The organism is Erwinia sp. V71 (genome assembly GCF_965644245.1).
Lineage (GTDB): Bacteria > Pseudomonadota > Gammaproteobacteria > Enterobacterales > Enterobacteriaceae > Erwinia.
In genome coordinates this window covers 1-14,872 of sequence record NZ_CBFFRK010000105.1, presented here as the reverse complement: position 1 = coordinate 14,872, position 14,872 = coordinate 1, and the positions used below count along the sequence as shown (strand labels likewise).

General features: G+C 53.1%; 13 protein-coding genes. 8 read left to right on the top strand and 5 right to left on the bottom strand.

What is annotated here, in order from left to right:
• Positions 1-245: 245 nt before the first annotated feature.
• The 5 genes from ACSZO1_RS17510 to glnT all read right to left on the bottom strand — a co-directional run bounded on the left by ACSZO1_RS17510 (position 246) and on the right by glnT (position 5,907).
• Positions 246-1,541 carry an ammonium transporter gene (locus tag ACSZO1_RS17510; protein ID WP_437614886.1) on the bottom strand — a complete coding sequence of 432 codons (1,296 nt, stop codon included), beginning with the start codon at positions 1,539-1,541 and terminating at the stop codon, positions 246-248.
• Between the two features lie 61 nt (positions 1,542-1,602).
• Positions 1,603-2,928, bottom strand: coding sequence for an FMN-binding glutamate synthase family protein (locus ACSZO1_RS17505; protein WP_084931594.1), 1,326 nt, complete (start codon positions 2,926-2,928; stop codon positions 1,603-1,605).
• A 12-nt stretch (positions 2,929-2,940) separates the two neighbouring features.
• A complete protein-coding gene (locus tag ACSZO1_RS17500; RefSeq protein ID WP_437614883.1) occupies positions 2,941-3,621 on the bottom strand; it encodes a protein glxC in 681 nt (226 codons plus the stop codon).
• A 2-nt stretch (positions 3,622-3,623) separates the two neighbouring features.
• Positions 3,624-4,544, bottom strand: coding sequence for a class II glutamine amidotransferase (locus ACSZO1_RS17495; RefSeq protein WP_437614881.1), 921 nt, complete (start codon positions 4,542-4,544; stop codon positions 3,624-3,626).
• Positions 4,545-4,572: 28 nt separating this feature from the next.
• A complete protein-coding gene (gene glnT, locus ACSZO1_RS17490; RefSeq protein ID WP_436378765.1) occupies positions 4,573-5,907 on the bottom strand; it encodes a type III glutamate--ammonia ligase in 1,335 nt (444 codons plus the stop codon).
• A gap of 547 nt (positions 5,908-6,454) precedes the next feature.
• Between glnT and purU the strand changes: the two genes are divergently transcribed.
• Genes purU through ACSZO1_RS17450 form a run of 8 tightly spaced genes read left to right on the top strand, consistent with a single transcriptional unit; the run spans position 6,455 to position 14,756 of the window.
• Complete coding sequence (gene purU / locus ACSZO1_RS17485; RefSeq protein WP_437614879.1) at positions 6,455-7,318, top strand: formyltetrahydrofolate deformylase; 864 nt, start codon at positions 6,455-6,457, stop codon at positions 7,316-7,318.
• Positions 7,318-8,217, top strand: a complete 900-nt coding sequence (locus ACSZO1_RS17480; protein ID WP_437614877.1) for a bifunctional 5,10-methylenetetrahydrofolate dehydrogenase/5,10-methenyltetrahydrofolate cyclohydrolase — start codon at positions 7,318-7,320, stop codon at positions 8,215-8,217. Before purU ends, ACSZO1_RS17480 begins: the two co-directional genes overlap by 1 nt.
• Positions 8,218-8,228: 11 nt before the next feature.
• Positions 8,229-9,470, top strand: a complete 1,242-nt coding sequence (locus tag ACSZO1_RS17475) for an FAD-dependent oxidoreductase (protein ID WP_437614875.1) — start codon at positions 8,229-8,231, stop codon at positions 9,468-9,470.
• 11 nt (positions 9,471-9,481) lie between these two features.
• Entirely contained in the window at positions 9,482-9,799 is a 318-nt protein-coding gene (locus ACSZO1_RS17470) for a sarcosine oxidase subunit delta (protein ID WP_437614873.1), read from the top strand.
• Positions 9,796-12,708, top strand: coding sequence for a 2Fe-2S iron-sulfur cluster-binding protein (locus ACSZO1_RS17465; protein ID WP_437614871.1), 2,913 nt, complete (start codon positions 9,796-9,798; stop codon positions 12,706-12,708). Before ACSZO1_RS17470 ends, ACSZO1_RS17465 begins: the two co-directional genes overlap by 4 nt.
• Positions 12,708-13,292, top strand: a complete 585-nt coding sequence (locus ACSZO1_RS17460) for a sarcosine oxidase subunit gamma (protein WP_437614868.1) — start codon at positions 12,708-12,710, stop codon at positions 13,290-13,292. The genes ACSZO1_RS17465 and ACSZO1_RS17460 overlap by 1 nt, the downstream gene beginning before the upstream one ends.
• A gap of 46 nt (positions 13,293-13,338) precedes the next feature.
• Positions 13,339-14,142, top strand: coding sequence for an IclR family transcriptional regulator (locus ACSZO1_RS17455; protein WP_437614865.1), 804 nt, complete (start codon positions 13,339-13,341; stop codon positions 14,140-14,142).
• Positions 14,139-14,756 carry a helix-turn-helix domain-containing protein gene (locus ACSZO1_RS17450; RefSeq protein WP_436378758.1) on the top strand — a complete coding sequence of 206 codons (618 nt, stop codon included), beginning with the start codon at positions 14,139-14,141 and terminating at the stop codon, positions 14,754-14,756. Before ACSZO1_RS17455 ends, ACSZO1_RS17450 begins: the two co-directional genes overlap by 4 nt.
• The last annotated feature ends 116 nt before the right edge of the window (positions 14,757-14,872 follow it).

Sequence of the window (14,872 nt, the reverse complement as noted above, 5' to 3'; positions counted from 1 at the left end):
ACAGCTCAGCTAAGGTAAGGCTAATACAGCTAAGGACTCCACTGAACCCCACCGATTAAATCGCACCTTCCCTAAGGTAAGGCTAATACAGCTAAGGACTCCACTGAACCCCACCGATTAAATCGCACCTTCCTTAAACACTTTAATCTCATTTTAATCAATTTATTTAAAACGTATTGGTATGATTTGATTCATATCAATAAAACTATCTTTCAACTTAACTCAATACATTCTAACCTCTCATGCTAAATATTTCTCTTATACCCTACTTCACCATGGGTGGTCAGATCTAGACCATTATATTCATCTTCGTTATCTACTCTTAGACCCTTACATAGCACCTCGGTTAATTTCAAGGCAATCCAACTTGTAATAGTGGAAAACAAAATGCTGAAGACAATCACGCCGCCGTTAATCAGAAACTGTTCGTCCAGCGTTCGTCCTGCAACGAACCCGCTACCACCTAAGGTGGTGAGGGCAAAAATGGGTGTTAGAAGACCCCCCACAATACCGCCTATACCGTGAATGGCGAAGACATCGAAGGCATCATCCAGATTCAGACGATGCTTGATGAGGGTGACGAATGTCATGCAGCAGGGTGTAGTAAGAATGCCAACACAAATGGCACCTACCGGCCCGACATAGCCGCAGGCTGGTGTAATCCCGACCATACCGGCCACCGCGCCGCTGACGACCCCCAGCAGGCTGGGGCGTTTTTGCCGCCGCCACTCGATAAACATCCACGCCACGGCGCCTCCGAATGCACCTAACAGCGTGTTCAACACCACCAGCATAGCGTAACCGTTAATTGCCAGCGCGCAGCCACCACAGAAACCCAACCAGCCAAGCATCAGCATCGCGCCGCCGGTCATGGTCATCGTCATATTATGAGGCGTCAGCGCAACGCTGCCGAAATTCTGACGACGACCAATCATCAGCGCGGCTACCAGCGAGGCAATACCCGAATTGATATGTACCACATTGCCACCGGCAAAATCCTGTACTGACCACGCTGCCATCCAACCGCCGCCCCATGCCATATGCGCCAGTGGGATATAGTTGATGGTGGCCCAGATCGCCATAAACACTAAAACCGCGCTGAACTTAACCCGTTCGGCAAACGAGCCGGTGATCAAGGCCGGCGTGATCGCCGCAAAGGTCATCATAAAGAAGATGTAGACGTATTCCGGTACCGTGCCGACCAGCGAATCAACCGTGATATTCTTCAGGAAAACTTTTTCACCACTGCCTATGACGCTATTCAGCGTTTTGCCTTCGGTAAAGGTAAAGCTATAGCCGTAGAGCGTAAACAGAATCGCGACCAGTGCGGTGACGCTAAACACCTGCATCAACACGGACAACACATTCTTACTCTGCGCCATACCACCATAGAACAGCGCCAATCCTGGTAAGGTCATCAACAGCACCAGCAGTGCTGTGACAAACATGAAAGCCGCGTCGCCGCTGTTTAACATTGGCGCGGCAAACGCCGGAAAGCTGCACAGCACAACAGGCAACGCGAATAGCATCGTTCGTTTCATTACGCACCTCAGCAGTAGCAGTCAAAAAAACGCCTCTGCAGAGCAGAGGCGTGAAGGGGAGTTATTTCAGGTCCTGACCGGGAATCCAGTTGGTTCCGGCCAGTGGGACGCGTGCCATGGCAGCCGCTTCCACATTTAATGCTACCAAATCTTCGGGCTCCAGATTGTGCAGATGCGATTTACCGCAGGCGCGCGCCAGAGTTTGCGCTTCAAGCGTTAACACCCGCAGGTAATTGGCGAGCTTCTTGCCAGCCAGTTCAGGATCGAGACGTTTGCTCAGCTCGGGATCTTGGGTGGTAATCCCCGCAGGATCTTTGCCTTCCTGGAAGTCGTCATAAAAACCAGCAGCTGAGCCCAGCTTTTTATACTCCTCTTCATAACGCGGATTGTTATCACCCAAGGCAATCAGTGCCGCAGTACCGATTGCCACCGCGTCGGCACCTAAGGCGATAGCTTTGGCCACATCCGCGCCATTACGGATACCGCCGGAGATGATGAGCTGTACCTCACGGTGCACGCCCAGCTCCTGCAATGCCTGAACCGCCAGCGGGATCGCCGCCATGGTTGGAATGCCTACATGTTCGATAAACACATCCTGGGTCGCCGCTGTCCCGCCCTGCATGCCGTCGACTACCACGACATCAGCACCTGCTTGTACCGCCAGTTTCACATCATAATAAGTACGGGTTGCACCCACTTTCACGTAAATCGGCACCTGCCAGTCAGTGATCTCACGCAGTTCCGCGATCTTAATCGCCAAATCATCCGGGCCGGTCCAGTCGGGATGACGGCAGGCACTACGTTGGTCGATGCCCTGCGGCAGGCAGCGCATTTTGGCTACGCGTTCAGAGATTTTCTGTCCCAGCAACATACCGCCGCCACCAGGTTTCGCACCTTGGCCGAGCACCACTTCGATGGCGTCGGCTTTACGCAGATCGTCCGGGTTCATGCCATAACGTGATGGCAGATATTGATACACCAGCTTGCTTGATTGCCCGCGCTCTTCCGGCGTCATACCGCCGTCGCCGGTGGTGGTTGAAGTGCCGACGGCTGAAGCACCACGACCTAAGGCTTCTTTTGCCTGCGCCGACAGGGCACCAAAACTCATGCCCGCAATCGTCACCGGCGTACTGATCACCAGCGGCTTTTTGGCATAACGCGTACCGAGCACCACTTCGGTACTGCATTTTTCGCGATAGCCTTCCAGCGGATAGCGCGACATGCTGGCACCGAGAAACAGCAAATCGTCGAAATGCGGCACCTGACGTTTGGCACCCCAGCCGCGGATATCATAGATGCCGGTCTCAGCGGCACGTTGGATTTCGGCAATCACTGAACGGGTATAAGTGGCGGATTCGCGTAACGCCGGATTGTATTTATCACTCATGGTGTTCTCCACTTAATACGCTGACGCGTTATCCACTTTGAAGTTGTAAAGCTGACGGGCCGAGCCGTAGCGCTTAAAGGCGGTTGGTGACTCATCGAAACCTGCTTGTTGCAGCAGCAAACCGAGTTCTTCGATATGTTCCGCGCGCATCTCTTTCTGCACACAATCTGCACCCAATGAGGCGACAGTGCCTTTCACATAGATGTGTGCCTCGTACAGTGAATCGCCGAGTGCTTCACCGGCATTTCCACACACCACCAGACATCCGGCCTGAGCCATAAAGGCGCTCATTGGACCGATATCGCCTTTCACTACGATGTTGATGCCTTTCATTGATATGCCGCAGCGAGCGGCCGCATTACCTTCAATTACTAACAAACCACCGTTGCCGGTTGCGCCTGCAGATTGCGAGGCATCGCCTTTTACGCGTACTGAACCGGACATCATGTTTTCCGCTACGCCGACTCCAACGTTACCTTGCACGGTAATCGCCGCTTTCTGATTCATGCCCGCGCAGTAATAACCCGCATGACCGTCAATGGTGATAGCCACTTCATCATTCACGCCGCAGGCGATGTTGTGTGCGCCGGCTGAATTAATCACCTGCCAGTTTTTGATCTCTTTTGTCAGGTTGGCATCGTGCAATGCCTGATTCAGTTCGCGCACGCCGTGACTTAAGTCGTAAGTTTTCATATTCACACTGCTCCTGCGGTCTGGGTGCTGTTGCGCTCCCACACGTAAAGTTTTGCCGGTTCCGGCTCCCACACTTTTGCGTCCTTGATGCCTGGCAGATTTGCCAACGCACGATATTCGGAGGCCATGGCGACGTAGTCATCGGTTTCTGCGATCACAGCCGGTTTACAGGCGATGGGATCACGCAGTACCGCAAAGCCGTCTCGCGTGCCGATGGTGAAGGTGAAAAAGCCATCGAGATCTTTGAGCGCGTTCTCCAGCGCCACCTGCAACGAATCACCTTGCGCTAAGCGCCACGCGAGATAGCCCGCAGCCACTTCGGAATCGTTCTCTGTTTTGAACTGAATCCCGGCGCGCTTAAGTTTTTCGCGCAGGCGATTGTGGTTAGAGAGAGAACCGTTGTGCACCAGGCAGAGATCCATGCCGGTAGAGAACGGATGGCTGCCCTGTATCGTCACGGCACTTTCCGTGGCAAGACGGGTATGGCCAATCGCATGGCTGCCTTTCATCTTGCCGAGGTTAAAGTGATCGGCGACTTGAGCTGGCAGACCAACCCCTTTAAGAATTTCGATACTGTGCCCGGCGCTCATCACATCGATTTCCGGTGCATGCTGAGCCAGCCACGCCAGTGCGCTTGCTTCATCGGTTGGCAGCTTAAATACCGCGACGCTGTTGTTCTGGAACCACTCATCAACCTTGCCAAAGTCGGTTGCCAGGCGGTCGGCCAGGCCGTTCCAGTTAAAGCTGGCATCATCACTGCGCAGCGTCAGTTTGATGCCCGCGTCATATTCGTCGCCGTAAACGGCAAAGCCTGCACTGTCGCAGCCACGTTCGGTCATCGAGATCAGCATCGGGCGGAACAGGTCGCCCAGCTGCTGCTCCATCGCCGCATTTTTAAAATAGAGTCCGACAATTCCACACATAGAATTTCCTTTGCTTTGCAGGGTTACATTAAAAGAATTCGAGGTAGCGACGGGTTTCCCACTCGCTAACATGACGGTGATATTCGTGCCACTCCTGGCGCTTGACCTTAATGAACTCGTCAACGATCTCCGCGCCCATGCATTCGCGCAGGATCTCGTCAGCCGCGAGGGCATCCAGGGCTTCTTTCAGGTTTTGCGGCAGCAGTTCAATGCCTTCGCGTTGGCAATCCTGTGCAGAAAGGGCATACAGGTTGCCGTTCTGCGCTTTACCTGGCTCAAGTTGACGGGCTACGCCGTCCAGTCCGGCTGCGATAATGGCCGCATGCACCAGGTAAGGATTGGCACCAGTGTCAGGCAGTCGCAGCTCAAGGCGACCATAAGGGATTCGCACCATGGCTGAGCGGTTGTTGTCACCGTAAGTGATAAACACTGGAGCCCAGGTGGCGCCCGTGGCAGAACCGCCACTGGTTAAGCGTTTGTAAGAGTTAACGGTGGGCGCGGCGAAGGCGCAAAGGGCTTTCGCGTGATGCAGCATGCCCGCCATAAAGTGATACGCCGTTTTCGATAAACCCAGGCCTTGCGGATCGCTGTCATCGTGGAAGATGTTATTGCCCTGACGATCGGCCATCGACAGATGGAAATGCATGCCGTTACCGGGGCGATCAGCGAAGGGTTTTGGCATAAATGAGCACAACAGACCTTGGTCATGGGCGATTTCCGCCGCTGCCATGCGCACAAAAGTAAAGCGGTCAGCTGAGGTCAATGCGTCGCTGTAGGTGTAATTAATCTCGAACTGGCCGTTGGCGTCTTCATGGTCGATTTGGTAGACATCAAAACCGACCTCCTGCAACGACTCGGTGAGTTTTTCCAGGAACGGGCGTACGCGGGACAAGCCTTTATAGTCGTAGCAGGGTTTTGCCAGCGTATCGCTACTATCGGCAGGTAACAGGGTGCCATTTTCACCGCGGGTGAACAGCGAGAACTCTGGTTCGAGTCCACTATTCAGTGTCCAGCCTTTTTCGGCCAGGCGCTCAACCTGTTTCATTAACACCACACGGCTGTCGTAGGGGTGCGGTTGTTTATTCACGTAACCGTTGCAGGCAATACGCGCATAACCCGGTTGCCATGGCACCAGTGACAAGGTACTGAGATCGCCACGAGCACAGAAATCGGGGCCTTGCGGCTCCATGCCCATACCTGAAATGGCGAAACCGGCAAAGCCCGCACCTTTCTCAACCACATCCATCAAGCACTTAGCCGGCACCGATTTGGTTTTGGCTGCGCCGTGAATATCAACGAACTGTGCGAGCAGATAGCGCACATTGTTGTCTTGTAAAAACTGCCTGGCCTGTTCAGGTGACATAACTACCTCTTAACCGCGATGAAATGGAGCACGCTGCTTGAGTGCGTGGGCCTTGTTGTATTCTCGTGAGGAATATTTTTTCACTGACAGGAAAATGCAGGAGCTGTGCCAGAATGGCTGAATTGTTGGATGAAAAGTAAAAAAACCTTTTATTTCATACTATTAAATCTCATCCGTAAATCAGGACGGGTGAATTAAGCCGTATGGAAACCTGATTTCGCCAACCTCAATCATCAGTAATGAATATTTAGCAGGAGTGGATTCCCCAAATTGGGGCTTAGTAATGGGACTTTTAACTCCCTATTTGCACACAGATCTTCATGGATAAATAAAATGAGTGAAAATACTCAAATTTGAAATGATGTATTTATATATAAAAAATTAATTTGATGTGGGGTGGTTTAGGGCTGTTTATAAAATGTCGCTAGACAAGCGGGGGAAGATGAATTAAATATGTTAAATAAGAATCGCAATGTGGCTTTTTGATTGTCGCAAAGCTGATATTCATTCACTTATAAATTAATTCATTCACCTGTGTGGAGTGGCTATGTCTGCATCTGTTCGTGATTTCATTATTACTGCAACTTGTCCTGCAACCTCTGGAATTATCGCCGCCGTAACGGGGTTTCTAAGTCAGAGTCAATGTTACATCAGTGAGTTGTCGCAATATGACGATGAGCACTTAGGGCATTTCTTTCTGCGTGCGCGTTTTCGTTTTAATGAAAACCTCAGCGCGGATATTGTCACGCTAAAAAAAGATTTCGCCGCCATTGCCGAGCGTTTAAACATGCAATGGGATATTTTCGATACCTCAGAGCCGATGCGTGTTTTGCTGATGGTGAGTAAGTTTGACCATTGCCTGGCGGATCTGCTTTATCGACGAAATAAAGGTGAACTTAATATTAACATCACCGCCATTGTCTCCAATCATTTGGATCTACGACCTATGGCGGAGCGTGAAGGTATTCGCTTTGTTTACTTGCCGGTCAACAAAGAAAACAAGATACAGCAAGAAGCTGAACTGTTAAAAATCGTGGAGGAAACGCAAACGGAAATGGTGGTGTTAGCGCGTTATATGCAGATTCTCTCGGATAACCTGTGCAAACAGCTGGCCGGTCGTGCTATCAATATTCATCACTCGTTCTTGCCCGGTTTTAAAGGTGCGATGCCTTATCATCAGGCGTATGAGCGTGGTGTGAAATTAATTGGTGCCACGGCGCATTATGTCACTTCCGATCTGGACGAAGGCCCGATTATCGATCAAGAAGTGCAACGCGTAAATCACACACATCGCCCTAACGATCTGATTGTGGTGGGCCGAAATACCGAAACCATTGCACTGGCGCGTGCGGTGAAATACCACACCGAACATCGCGTCTTCCTCGACGAAAATAAAACGGTGATTTTCTGATGACAACCACGCTGACCTCGCAACCGATAGCGATCAATATCGATGGTAAAAAAAGTGCTGCCAAACTACTGGGAAATACCACCCAAGAAGTAAGCCAGTTAAAACAGCAGGGAATAACGCCCTGTTTAGCCGTAGTGCTGGTGGGGGATGATGCCGCCAGCCAGGTTTATGTGCGCAACAAATTACGTACCGCCGAACAGGTCGGCATCAAATCTATTGAATTTCGCTTTGATGCGCAATTAACTGAGGCGTGTTTGCTCGCCACCATTGACGAATTAAATAATGATCCCGCGGTGCACGGAATATTAGTGCAGTTGCCATTACCTCAACAGATTAATGAAAGCGCAATTGTACGGGCCATTTCACCTGTGAAGGATGTGGATGGTTTTCATCCGCAAAATGCCGGCGGCTTGGTTCAAGGCCAACGGGTAATCACGCCTTGTACGCCGCTGGGTTGCCTGCTGCTGTTGCAGGAGTACGGCGGTGATCTGAGCGGTAAACACGCGGTGGTGATTGGTCGCTCCAACATCGTGGGCAAACCGATGGCCAGTTTGCTGCTACATGCGCACTGTTCGGTCACCACGCTGCATTCGCGCAGCCGGGATGCCGCGCAGCTGGCGCGTCAGGCAGACATCCTGATTGCTGCTGTAGGCCAGCCACAGATGATTGATGCCAGCTGGGTAAAACCCGGCGCACTGGTGATTGATGTCGGCATTAACCGTGTTACCCGTACAGACGGTAGCAGCCGACTGGTGGGGGATGTGGATTACGACAGCGTTAGCCTGGTGGCAAAAGCGATCACCCCTGTACCCGGCGGTGTCGGCCCCATGACAATCGCTTGTCTGATGCAAAACACCGTGCTGGCGGCTGAGTTGCAACTTCAGCAAGCGGCGGGTTAAGGAGAGGGAAGATGCCATTAGCGTTATTGAAATACGGGCTGTCGTCAGAATATCCGGCAGAAGTGGATATTCCCGCACCGCGTGAACTGAAAAAACACTATGACGTGGTGATCATCGGCGGCGGCGGTCATGGCTTAGCCATTGCTTATTATCTGGCGAAATACCACGGCATCACCAATGTGGCCGTGCTGGAAAAAGGCTATCTGGCAGGCGGCAATACGGCGCGAAATACCGCAGTGATTCGCTCTAACTATCTCACCTCTGAAGGCGTACGTTTTTACAGTGAGTCGGTGAAGCTGTTCCAGAATCTGTCGAACGAATTTGACTTCAACATTATGTATTCCGAACGCGGGCAGCTGACCTTAGCCCACACCGACAGCACGGTGCGAGCCTTTCGACAGCGTGCTGAGGTCAATAAGCACTTTGGTGGTCGCACCGAGATGATTGATCGTCAGCAGATCCGAGAGCTGGTGCCAACGCTTAACCTCGATCCCGGCAATCTGCCCGTGCTGGCTGGGCTCTGGCATATCGATGGTGCCACCGCGCGCCACGATGCCGTCGCCTGGGGTTATGCCAAAGAGGCAGCAAAGCGCGGTGTGGAAATTCACCAAATGACCGAGGTGGAAGATTTGGTGATCGCCGAGGGGCGCATTACGGCGGTGAAAACCAACCGCGGAACCGTGGGTTGCGGTTGTGCGGTACAGGCTGTCGCAGGGCACAGTTCGCTGCTGGCACAAAAAGCCGGTTTCCGCTTGCCGGTGGTGTCGTATCCCCTGCAGGCCATGGTAACGCAGCCGGTGAAACCCTTTCTCAATCCGCTGGTCAGTTCCTCGGCGTTGCACTGTTATGTGCAGCAAACCAGCCGCGGTGAAGTGGTGTTTGGCGGTGGGTCCGATCCTTATCCGCTCTACAACACCCGATCGACGTTGGATCTGAAAGAGAGTCTGATCGCCCACGGTATAGAGATGTTCCCGTTCCTAGCGAAAGCGCGCTTGATGCGTCAATGGGCGGGGATCACCGACATGACACCTGATTACAGTCCAATCATGGGCGCAAGCCCGGTGAAGAACTACTACCTCGACGCCGGATGGGGCACGTGGGGCTTTAAAGCCACGCCGATCTGCGGCAAAACCATGGCGGAGCTAGTCGCCAGCGGCGGTAAAACGCCGGAACTGATCGCACCGTTTCAGCTGGAACGTTTTGCGCGTTTTCAGCAGGTCAATGAAATGGGCGCCACGGCGGCCAGCCACTAAAGGAAAGACAGATGAAAATCATGCATTGCCCCCTCAACGGGCCGCGCAATATCACTGAATTCGCCTACGGTGGCGAGTTGAAAACCCTGCCTGATCAGCTGAGCTGTAGCGATCGTGAATGGGCGGACTACGTGTTCTATGAAGATAATCGGGCAGCGGTGGTGACTGAATGGTGGTTCCACACGCCCTCGAGTTATTGGTTTCTTGCACAGCGTAATACCCTAACCGATGAAGTGATCCGTACCTTTGACGCCAGCGAAGTCTTCCCCAACCCGCATAGCAGCGCGCTGCCAGCCAGCATCAGCGCAGCCATGGAGGTGGCATCATGACCCAGAAGCGTTTAGCAGCCCCTATGGGACGGCTGATTGACCGTCGGCAACCGCTGCAATTTACTTTTGAGGGCGAGCAAATCAGCGGATTTGCTGGTGATTCGATTGCCAGTGCGGTGATTGCCAGCGGACGTCATCTGTTGTCGCGCTCCTTCAAATACCATCGCCCGCGTGGTGTACTCAGCATGTTTGGTCAGGATGCCAATACACTGGTACAGCTGACGGATGAACCCAACGTGCTGGCCGATGTACAGCCTATAACGCAGGGACTCACCGTCACCGGACAAAACTACAACGGCTCGCTGGATAACGACCGCGACGCGAAAATGCAGCTGTTTTCACGCTTTATGCCGGTGGGTTTTTACTATCGCGCTTTTTACAAACCCAAGGGAATGTGGAAACGCTGGGAGCCGCTAATCCGCCGAAAAGCGGGTCTGGGAGTATTGAATCTCAAGATCGACGAAACGTATTACGACAAAGCGTATCTGTTCTGTGATGTGCTGGTGGTCGGCGGGGGGCCGGCAGGATTACAGGCTGCGCTGACTGCTGCAGACAGTGGTGCGCAGGTGATTGTGGTTGAGCAACTGCCGCTTATCGGTGGCGCACTCAGTTGGGCAAGGATGGCAGCCGAGGCGCAACAGACGGAACAGGTCTTGCAGTTCATGACCCGCCGTGTGGAAACGCACCCGAACATTCGCGTACTGCTTAATGCAACTTGCAACGGTTGGTTCAAAGATCACTATTTGCCCGTGATTCAGGGGCAGCGCATGTACAAAGTACGTGCAACCAGCTGTGTTATCGCTGCGGGTGCTTACGACCAGCCAGTGGTTTTCCGCAATAACGACTTGCCAGGTGTGATGTTAACCAGTGCCGCCCAGCGTTTGATGCAGCATTACGGCGTCAAACCGGGTCAGCGTGCCGTATTGTTAACCGGCAATGATGATGCGTATCTGGCAGCGTTGATGATGCATGAGCAGGGTGTGGCGGTTGCGGCCATTATCGACTTACGTACTGAACTGCCGCAAGCGGCCCTGACACAACCTTTGCAGCGCGCGGGTATTGAACTGATTGCCAATGCTACGGTTTATGAGGCACTGGCTGCGAGTGCGGGTCAGGTTTCAGCGGTTGAAGTCCGTAGCATTATCGGCCAAGGCAAAGTGGCAGCGAGCGGCAAACGTATTGAATGCGATTTACTCTGCATGTCTGCGGGGTATATGCCTGCCTGGCAACTGCCGTGTCAGGCAGGTGGCAAACTCCGCTATGACGATGCCAGCGCCAGTTTTACGCTGAGCCATTTGCCCGCGGGCATGTTCACCGCCGGTTCGATTAACGGTTGGCATACGCTGGAAGAGGTGGTTCAGGATGGCACCCACGCCGGGCGCATGGTGCTGCAACAGCTAGGAATTAATAACAACATCAGTACTTTGCCACCGCGGCAGGGAGAAAAACCACGGATTAACTATCCCTGGCCAATCTTCGCCCATCCGAAAGGCAAAGAGTTTGTCGATTTTGACGAAGACCTGCAAATCAACGACATCATCAATGCCACCAAACACGGCTATCGCGATGTGCAACTGGTAAAACGCTTTTCCACCGTCGGTATGGGACCTTCTCAAGGGCGGCATTCAGCACTACCGACCGCACGCTTAGTGGCGCAGGCAACCGCGCGCAGCGTGAGTGAAACCGGCGTTACCACGGCGCGCCCGCCATTTAGTGCAGAGAGCCTGGCGCATCTGGCGGGACGTCATTTCGACCCGTGGCGTGTTACGGCCATACATCAACGCCATCTGGCTTTGCAGGCGCAAATGATGCCGGCAGGCAACTGGCTGCGCCCTGGCTGGTACCAAACGGTGCCTGCCGCCGACAAAAAAACAGCAGTGCAGGCAGAGGCGCTCAATGTGCGTAATAACGTCGGACTGATTGACGTTTCGACTTTGGGCGGCATCGAGTTGCGCGGCCCGGATGCCGCAGAATTCCTCAACCGTCTTTATACCTTTGCCTTTATCAAACAGCCGGTGGGACGCACGCGCTATGCGTTGATGACCAATGAACAGGGTGTGGTGATTGACGATGGCGTGGCTTGTCGTTTGGCGGAGAATCACTTCTATGTCACCGCCACAACCAGCGGTGTGGCACGGGTGTATCAATCGATGTTGCAGTGGAATACGCGCTGGCGACTGGATGTGGACATCGCCAATGTTTCCTCCGCGTGGGCGGCGGTCAATCTGGCGGGACCTCAGTCGCGTAAGGTTCTGAGCAATTTGTGTGATGAACTGGATTTGAGTGCCGAAGCGTTCCCCTACTTAGCCTGCCGTGAAGGCAAGGTGGCCGGTATACCGGCACGTCTGCTGCGTGTGGGCTTTGTTGGCGAACTGGGCTATGAGATCCATGTGCCGACGCGCTATGGTCAGGCCTTATGGGACGCATTGATGCAAGCGGGGAGCGATGACGGGATAAAACCCTTTGGTGTCGAAGCACAGCGTTTGTTGCGCCTAGAAAAGGGGCACGTGATTATCGGTCAGGATACCGATGGTATGAGCCATCCAGGAGAAATCAGCATGAGCTGGGCGGTTAATCGTGTTAAGCCGGAATTTATTGGCCGTCGCGCCATCGATATTCTGGAAGCTCACCCACCGGTGCGCAAACTGGTGGCTTTCACACTGCCCGCAGCATCCCCGCTCCCGCTGGAAGGTCATTTAGTTTTAGAAGGCGAGCGGATCACCGGCAATGTTACGTCCTGCGAATATTCACCCACGCTCAACGCGATAATTGGCATGTCCTATGCATCTGCAGATCGGGCAACCCCAGGCGATAGCATTACCATTCGCACTGAAGGCGGCAGGGAAGTCACTGCATTAGTGGTGAAGTTGCCCTTTTATGATGCTGAAAACCAGCGACAGGAGCTGTAATGATGCAAAACATGCACGTTTTGGCGGCAGGACCGCTGGATCATCTTGAGGCGGCGTCGATTGATAACGGCGCAATCGCACTGCACGACTGCTCGCATCAGGCGCGCGTGGGTTTTCGCGGACGCCACGCCGCGTGGTATCTGCAACAACGCGGCTTTGTGCTGCCCGATCAGCCAAATCAGTGCTGCTGGCAAAGCGACGGCTCACTGGTCGCGCGTTTATCACAGACTGAATTTTTAATTCTGGCCGCAGATAACGCCCCCTCGCGAATTCAACACGAGGAGCAGTCATGGCAAATGAATGAGCTGTCGTGCTTTATGCTACCACGCCAGGATACCCATGCGTGGCTGGCGATAAGCGGCGCTCAGCAAGCAGCAATGATGGCGAAGTTGTGCGCGGTTGATCTCTCGTCGGATAAATTTTTGCCCGGCGCAGTGGCACAAACCTCTGTCGCGCGCGCCAATGCGTTAATCATCAATGCCTCACTGCCAGATAAAGAACAGTTTTGGCTGCTGGTGGATTACTCCATGGCGGCGTATTTCTGGGATGTCTTGCTTGATGCCACGGCGGAGTTTGCTCGCTGATTTCCACTCTCCGGGCCACGGCCCGGCTCCACATATGCAGGTGTGTATGTCTTTGGCTGCTATTACTGAAAATGATTACACGGTGCCCGCACTCTTTCGCGGGCTGACCATCATTGAAATGTTCAATAGTCGTGACCGGGTACTAACGGTGCAGGATTTTGCCGATCATCTTGGTGTATCAACCTCTTCGATTTACCGTATTGTCACGACTCTGACTGAGATGAACTATCTCGATAAGGTGGCGAAAAATACTTATCAACTCGGTCCGCAGGTCATTTCCAATGGATTTAGTTACCTGGCCAGCCGGGATGTGGTGGATATCGCCATGCCGCATTTGAATACGCTGCGCAATACCGTTTCCATGTCATGCCATCTCAGCATTCGCGAAGGCCAGGAAGCGGTCTATATTTATCGCTCATTTGCGTCACAGCGCCTTTCGGTGAATGTGCCTATTGGTACGCGTATTCCTTGTCACTGCAGCGCCATGGGGCGGGTGTTGCTCACCGGCTTAAATGATGCAGAACTGGATAGCCTCTATCAACATGTGCGACTGGATGGCTATTCGGTTTCAGCGCCTCGCACCTTGCCAGAACTGAAGCAAACCGTGCAGCAGGACAGCATACAAGGTTGGGTTGAGCACCAGTCCGATTTCGCCACCGCGATTGCCTGTGCGCTGCGCGATCATCACCACCAGATTGTGGCGGCGATCAACGTCTCAGGACCTGATGCGTTGATGGAAGACCCTCATCAGAAGGAAGTAGTGCGTAATGCGTTATTAGCCACTGCACAACGTATTTCGTTCGAGCTTGGAAACCTGCGAAAAATGTCGGAGAAAATTAAGCCTCGATGAGCAAATCGGTCACCACCAGCCAGCGTGAGAGCCCGTTGAGTCTGGAGCAGCATATTGCGCGTTCGCTGAAGCAGCGGCGTATTTCTCAGGGTTATAAAATCTCAGATGTGGCACGTATTGCGGGTGTCAGCGTTGGTATGGTCAGCAAGGTGGAGAACGCCCATGTTTCCACCAGTCTCGATATTCTCAGTCGTCTGTGTGACGCCATCGGTTTGCCGGTTTCCAAATTGTTTAGCGATTATGATGTGGCCAAACGCGGCGCCCAGTTGATTAAAGCGGGTGAGGGCATGGAAGTGGTGCGCACTGGCACTGAAGTCGGCCACTCTTATCATTTACTCAGTTATGCGCAAGGCCCGCACAAACTGTACGAACCCTTTCTGGTAACCATGGACGATGCCAGTGAAGAGTTTCCCAATTTCTGCCATCCAGGGCATGAATTTCTCTATTTGTTGGAAGGCGAATTGATTTATCGCCATGGCACCCGCCTTTACCCCATGTCTCCGGGCGATAGCCTGTCTTTCGATGGCGGAGTGCCGCACGGTCCTGAAAAATTACTCCAAGTCCCAATCCGCTTACTGTCAATTATTCATTATGATGAGAGTGAAGAGGGTTAATTGCGCTAAATGTATGAGTAGGCGCGGATGATGAGTCACTAGGCGGATTCAAGTTCGAAGTGCAACGCTAAGCCGCCTGTCTTAACTCTGCAAAGACCACTGAAGGCTGCCGGAAC

Coding starts and splice junctions, on each gene's coding strand:
- ACSZO1_RS17460 (WP_437614868.1), top strand. CDS start 12,708: ATGATGCAAAACATGCACGTTTTGGCGGCAGGACCGCTGGATCATCTT.
- ACSZO1_RS17510 (WP_437614886.1), bottom strand. CDS start 1,541: ATGAAACGAACGATGCTATTCGCGTTGCCTGTTGTGCTGTGCAGCTTT.
- ACSZO1_RS17505 (WP_084931594.1), bottom strand. CDS start 2,928: ATGAGTGATAAATACAATCCGGCGTTACGCGAATCCGCCACTTATACC.
- glnT (WP_436378765.1), bottom strand. CDS start 5,907: ATGTCACCTGAACAGGCCAGGCAGTTTTTACAAGACAACAATGTGCGC.
- ACSZO1_RS17455 (WP_437614865.1), top strand. CDS start 13,339: ATGTCTTTGGCTGCTATTACTGAAAATGATTACACGGTGCCCGCACTC.
- purU (WP_437614879.1), top strand. CDS start 6,455: ATGTCTGCATCTGTTCGTGATTTCATTATTACTGCAACTTGTCCTGCA.
- ACSZO1_RS17480 (WP_437614877.1), top strand. CDS start 7,318: ATGACAACCACGCTGACCTCGCAACCGATAGCGATCAATATCGATGGT.
- ACSZO1_RS17475 (WP_437614875.1), top strand. CDS start 8,229: ATGCCATTAGCGTTATTGAAATACGGGCTGTCGTCAGAATATCCGGCA.
- ACSZO1_RS17500 (WP_437614883.1), bottom strand. CDS start 3,621: ATGAAAACTTACGACTTAAGTCACGGCGTGCGCGAACTGAATCAGGCA.
- ACSZO1_RS17495 (WP_437614881.1), bottom strand. CDS start 4,544: ATGTGTGGAATTGTCGGACTCTATTTTAAAAATGCGGCGATGGAGCAG.
- ACSZO1_RS17465 (WP_437614871.1), top strand. CDS start 9,796: ATGACCCAGAAGCGTTTAGCAGCCCCTATGGGACGGCTGATTGACCGT.
- ACSZO1_RS17450 (WP_436378758.1), top strand. CDS start 14,139: ATGAGCAAATCGGTCACCACCAGCCAGCGTGAGAGCCCGTTGAGTCTG.
- ACSZO1_RS17470 (WP_437614873.1), top strand. CDS start 9,482: ATGAAAATCATGCATTGCCCCCTCAACGGGCCGCGCAATATCACTGAA.